Genomic DNA, 4,872 nt, shown 5'->3' with positions numbered 1-4,872 from the left:
GAGGCGAGCGCTGCCTCGACCTGCTTCACGAACGTGCGGATGCGGCTGACGCGCGCGCCGTTGATTTCCGCGCGGCGGTCGTTGCGGCGGATGCGTTTCTTTGCCTGCGGCGTATTCGCCATCTTCTGAATGCCTCGTAGCGATGAAATGAAAAGGGCGCGGCAATGACCGCACCCGCTCAGCGGCGCCATCTAAGGCGAAAGCCGCTTATGGTCAACCGCTTTAGCGCTGGCAGCGGGCGCAATAGAAGGTGGAGCGCCCTCCTTCCGTTCTGCGGCGAATCGGAGCGCCGCAATGGCAGTGCTCGCCTTCCCGGCCGTAGACCCGCCACTGCTTCGAGAAATAGCCGAGTTCCCCGCTGGGCCGGGCATAATCGCGCAAAGTCGATCCGCCCGCCTCGATCGCTGCTGCGAGCACCTCCTTGATCGCCGGAACCAGCCTCTGCAACCGGTCGAGGGAGATACGCCCCCCTGCCCGCCCCGGCGCGATCCCGGCCATGTGAAGCGCTTCGCAGACATAGATGTTGCCGAGGCCCGCAACGATCCGCTGGTCGAGCAGCAGCGCCTTGATTGGCGCCGAACGTCCCTCGAGCGCCGCCAGCAGATAGCCGGCCGTGAAATCCTGGCCGAGGGGCTCCGGCCCCATCTTCACGAAGGGGGGATATTCCTGAAGCTCCTCGCTTCGCACCAGATCGACCGATCCGAAGCGGCGCGGATCGTTGAGCGCCAGCCGGCGGTGCTCGTCAGTCTCGATGAGGAAGTGGTCATGCGGTCCGATCTCCTCCGGATCGATCCGCCATCGACCCGACATCCCGAGGTGGAAGACGAGCGTGTCTCCCCGGTCGGTTTTGATGAGGCCGTATTTGGCTCGTCGGCCGAGGCCCGTGACGGTTGCGCCGGTGAGGCGCTGGCGGAGGTCCGGCGGAAAGGCCCGGCGCAGGTCCGGGCGCCGAGCCTCGACGGAGACCAGCCTCCGGCCCTGGAGCACCGGAACAAGCCCGCGCACCGTGGTTTCCACCTCGGGCAGCTCAGGCACGGGCGCTCAGGAGATCGTATCTGCACATGACCTCCCTCCCCTGCTAGAGGCTCGCGCGATGGACAAGGTTTCTTTCGGCTACGAGGATGTGCCGCCCGAGGAGAAGACCCGGCGGGTCGGCGGCGTCTTCTCAAGCGTCGCCTCTCAATACGACCTCATGAACGATCTGATGTCGGCGGGCATGCACCGGCACTGGAAGAGCCAGTTCGTGCGGCGGCTCCGGCCGCGCTCGGGCGAGACCATCCTCGACATGGCCGGCGGCACCGGCGACATCGCCTTCCGCATCGCCGAATCGGGGGCGCAGGTGACGGTGGCGGACATCAACGCCGAGATGCTCGAAGTCGGGCGCGAGCGGGCGGCGCGGCGGGGAATCGACGATCTGCTCTGGGCGCAGGAGAATGCGGAAGCCCTCACCTTTCCCGACCAGACGTTCGATGCCTATACGATCGCGTTCGGGATCCGGAACGTCACGGACATAGCGGCCGCGCTCGAGGAAGCGCACCGGGTCCTGCGCATCGGCGGCCGCTTCTTCTGCCTCGAATTCTCCACGCCGACCTGGCCGGGCTTCAAGGAGCTGTACGACCGCTACAGCGAGACGGTGGTGCCGAAGATCGGGAAATTTGTCGCCAAGGACGAAGCCAGCTACCGCTACCTGGTGGAATCCATCCGCCGCTTTCCGGCGATGGACGAGTTCAAGGCCATGATCACAGCGAGCGGCTTTGCCCGGGTGTCGGTGGAGCCGATCCTCGGCGGTGCGGTGGCCATCCACAGCGGCTGGAAGATTTGACCGCTCCTGCAGTCCATATCTGGCGGCTCCTGAAATGGGGCCGGGTGCTTGCCCGGCACGGGGCGCTGCGCGGGATCGAGCGCGATCCGAACACGCCCGCTCCCGTGCGCCGCCTGGCGCGGATCGCACGGTTCGGCACGCGGCAGCCGAGGGTTCCGACCTACGCGACTGCATTCCAGGATCTGGGGCCCGCGGCGATCAAGTTCGGCCAGGCGCTGGCGACTCGGCCCGACCTCGTGGGGCCCGAAGCCGCGAAGAACCTCCAGCTGCTCCAGGACAATCTGCCGCCGGCGCCGTTCGAGCAGATAAGGGCAAGCATCGAGCAGGCGCTCGAGGGGCCGCTGGAGAAATTCTTCACCGAATTCGATCCGGAGCCCGTCGGCGCAGCCTCGATCGCGCAGGTGCACCGGGCGGTCACCACCGAGGGGCGGCAGGTGGCGGTGAAGGTGCTCCGCCCCGGCATCGAGGAGGATTTCGCGCGCGCGCTCGACACCTACGAATGGGCGGCGGCGCAGGTGGAGAGCATGGGTGGCGAGGCCTCGCGCCTCAGGCCCCGCCTCGTCATCGCTCATTTCAGGCAGTGGACGGCGCGGGAGCTGGACCTTCGCCGCGAAGCCGCATCGGCCTCCGAGCTTCGGGAAGGCATGGTCGCGGAAGCGGGCTTCTACGTGCCGGAGATCGACTGGCGGCGCAGCGCCCGGCGGGTGATGACGCTCGAATGGATCGACGGTGTCAAGCTGACCGACCGCGAGGCGCTGATCGAAGCCGGCCACGACCTCAAGAAGCTCGCGGAGACGCTCGTCCGCGCCTTCCTACGGCAGGCGGTGGTCGACGGCTTCTTCCACGCCGACCTTCACCAGGGCAATCTGTTCGCGCTTCCCGACGGGCGGCTGGCGGCGATCGACTTCGGGATCATGGGACGGGTCGACCGTCAGGCGCGGCTGTGGCTCGCGGAGATCCTCTACGGCCTCATCACCGGCAATTACCGGCGCGTCGCCGAGATCCATTTCGAGGCGCAGTACGTCCCTCCGCACCATAGCGTCGAGGAATTCGCCACTGCGCTGCGGGCGGTGGGAGAGCCGATCCGCGGCCTGCCGGTGAAGGAGATTTCGGTCGGGCAGATGCTGGACGGGCTGTTCACGATCACCCGCGACTTCGACATGCCGACGCAGCCGCACCTGCTGCTCCTCCAGAAGACGATGGTGATGGAGGAAGGCGTCGCCACCTGGCTCGATCCCGACATCAACATGTGGGAAACCTCCGAGCCGTTCCTGCGGGAGTGGGTCCGGAGCGAGCTTGGCCCGGAGGCTGCGCTCGCGGATCGCATCGTCCGAGATTTCCGGACGCTGACGAACCTGCCCGAGCTCATTCGCCGCATCGAGGCGCGCTACCCGCCGCCCGGCGCGGCCCCTCCCCAGCCGCCCCTCCCCGACGTGGTGATCGTGCAGCCCCACCGTTATGGGCGGTACCTGCTGACGGCGATCGTTTCGGCTGCGGTTGGCGCTGCGGCGGTGCTGCTACTCGGTTCGGGCCTATCTTGACCAGCGAACGTGATGAGCGGATGCCCTTCACATGACTCGAAAGCCGCGATCCGATCAGCAATCCGCTACGGCCGAGCCGCGACGCCTCAAACGAGGTCCTGCTTCCGCTGAGGAGGCTTCAGTCTGGCTGGAAGCCAACCGCGAGGCGATCGATCAGTCGAATGCCTATGTCGAGGCTTATGGGCTCCCGCTCGCCAAGTACCGCCAGTTTTAGCTCGTGAACGGCAAGCGCATCCTTCTGATCGTGGGCGGCGGGATTGCGGCGTATAAGTCGTGCGAGCTGGTGCGGCTGATCCGGAAGGCGGGCGGCCAGGTGACATGCGTGCTGACGGAGGGCGGGTCGCATTTCGTGACGGCGATGACGCTTGGGGCGCTGTCCGAGAACCGCGTCTATACCAGCCTCTGGGACCTCAAAGACGAGGTCGAGATGGGGCACATCCAGCTGTCCCGCGCGGCGGACCTGGTCGTGGTCTGCCCCGCCACCGCCGACCTGATGGCGAAGATGGCGGCGGGGATCGCCGACGACCTCGCCACCACCCTCCTGCTCGCGACCGACAAGCCGGTGCTCGCCGCCCCCGCGATGAACGTCCGGATGTGGCAGCACGCGGCGACCAGGCGGAACGTCGCTCAGCTCCGGACGGACGGGGTGACGGTGCTGGAGCCCGACGAGGGCGCGATGGCATGCGGGGAATTCGGGCCCGGGCGGCTGCCGGAGCCGGAGGCGATCCTTGGGGCCATCCGGAATGCGCTGGGTTCATCCGCGGGTAGGCTCGCCGGAAAGCACGTGATCGTGACTGCGGGCCCGACGCAGGAGCCGATCGATCCGGTGCGCGTGATCGCCAACCGCTCGTCGGGCAAGCAGGGCTTCGCGATCGCGGAGGCGCTGGCCGGGCTCGGCGCCGAGGTGACATTGGTTGCGGGGCCGGTGGGCCTGCCGACGCCGCGGGGAGTCAGGCGCGTGGACGTCGAGACTGCCCGGGAGATGGATAGGGCGGTGCAGGGCGCCCTCCCCGCCGATGCCGCAGTGCTGGTCGCCGCGGTTGCGGATTGGGGGGTGGAGGCGGCGGCTTCCAAGCTCAAGAAGGCGGACGGGCCGCCGCAGCTCGCCTGGAGCGCGAACCCGGACATATTGCTCGAACTTGCGCATAGTCGGCATCGCCCGAAGCTTCTGGTCGGTTTTGCGGCTGAGACCGATGATGTCGTCGAAGCCGCCCGGGCGAAGCGGGAGCGGAAGGGCTGCGACTGGATCGTCGCCAACGACGTGTCTGGCGACGTGATGGGCGGGGAGGAGAACAGCATCCACCTCGTAACGGGCGACGGCATCGAGAGCTGGGAACGCGCCTCGAAGCAGGAGGTGGCTCGCCGGCTGGCGGAGCGGATCGCGGACGCGCTCGCTTAAATCGCGACGAGCGATCCAGGGATGCCGGGAACATCGACCCGGAAGGAGAAGAGGTTCCCCGCCTGAGGCTGCCGCTCGAGCTCTTCCGGCTTCAGGAGCTGGCGAGCGGT

At 67.6% G+C, this 4,872-nt stretch carries 6 protein-coding genes; 4 read left to right on the top strand and 2 right to left on the bottom strand.

Translation table 11 applies throughout. The features are described from left to right. Nucleotides 1-122: 30S ribosomal protein S20 (gene rpsT, locus VF662_RS03425; RefSeq protein WP_464137709.1), on the bottom strand; the 122-nt coding region annotated here is incomplete at its 3' end. 100 nt (nucleotides 123-222) lie between these two features. Further along, nucleotides 223-1,035, bottom strand: a complete 813-nt coding sequence (gene mutM / locus VF662_RS03420) for a bifunctional DNA-formamidopyrimidine glycosylase/DNA-(apurinic or apyrimidinic site) lyase (RefSeq protein ID WP_464137706.1) — start codon at nucleotides 1,033-1,035, stop codon at nucleotides 223-225. Nucleotides 1,036-1,093: 58 nt separating this feature from the next. Here mutM and ubiE point away from each other — a divergent pair, with 58 nt between their 5' ends. The 4 genes from ubiE to coaBC are packed head-to-tail and all read left to right on the top strand — an operon-like array spanning nucleotide 1,094 to nucleotide 4,762. After that, nucleotides 1,094-1,822 (top strand): bifunctional demethylmenaquinone methyltransferase/2-methoxy-6-polyprenyl-1,4-benzoquinol methylase UbiE, encoded by a 729-nt coding sequence (gene ubiE, locus VF662_RS03415; protein ID WP_464137704.1) that lies wholly within the window; start codon nucleotides 1,094-1,096, stop codon nucleotides 1,820-1,822. Further along, on the top strand, nucleotides 1,819-3,363 hold the full coding sequence (ubiB, locus tag VF662_RS03410) for a 2-polyprenylphenol 6-hydroxylase (RefSeq protein WP_464137702.1): 1,545 nt from the start codon (nucleotides 1,819-1,821) through the stop codon (nucleotides 3,361-3,363). The genes ubiE and ubiB overlap by 4 nt, the downstream gene beginning before the upstream one ends. Before the next feature lie 31 nt (nucleotides 3,364-3,394). After that, the gene (locus VF662_RS03405) at nucleotides 3,395-3,577 is read left to right on the top strand and encodes a type II toxin-antitoxin system CcdA family antitoxin (protein ID WP_464137699.1); all 183 of its coding nucleotides are present in this window, start codon (nucleotides 3,395-3,397) and stop codon (nucleotides 3,575-3,577) included. Between the two features lie 3 nt (nucleotides 3,578-3,580). Next, nucleotides 3,581-4,762 carry a bifunctional phosphopantothenoylcysteine decarboxylase/phosphopantothenate--cysteine ligase CoaBC gene (gene coaBC, locus VF662_RS03400; protein ID WP_464137697.1) on the top strand — a complete coding sequence of 394 codons (1,182 nt, stop codon included), beginning with the start codon at nucleotides 3,581-3,583 and terminating at the stop codon, nucleotides 4,760-4,762. Nucleotides 4,763-4,872 lie beyond the last annotated feature (110 nt).

It is taken from the genome of Allosphingosinicella sp., from assembly GCF_036387215.1.
In the GTDB taxonomy this organism is placed as follows: Bacteria; Pseudomonadota; Alphaproteobacteria; order Sphingomonadales; family Sphingomonadaceae; genus Allosphingosinicella.
This window is presented reverse-complemented; position numbering and strand designations above follow the sequence as displayed.

What these genes read in the sequence shown, in the direction of transcription:
- ubiE (WP_464137704.1), top strand. Translation starts at nt 1,094, where the DNA reads ATGGACAAGGTTTCTTTCGGCTACGAGGATGTGCCGCCCGAGGAGAAG.
- VF662_RS03405 (WP_464137699.1), top strand. Translation starts at nt 3,395, where the DNA reads ATGACTCGAAAGCCGCGATCCGATCAGCAATCCGCTACGGCCGAGCCG.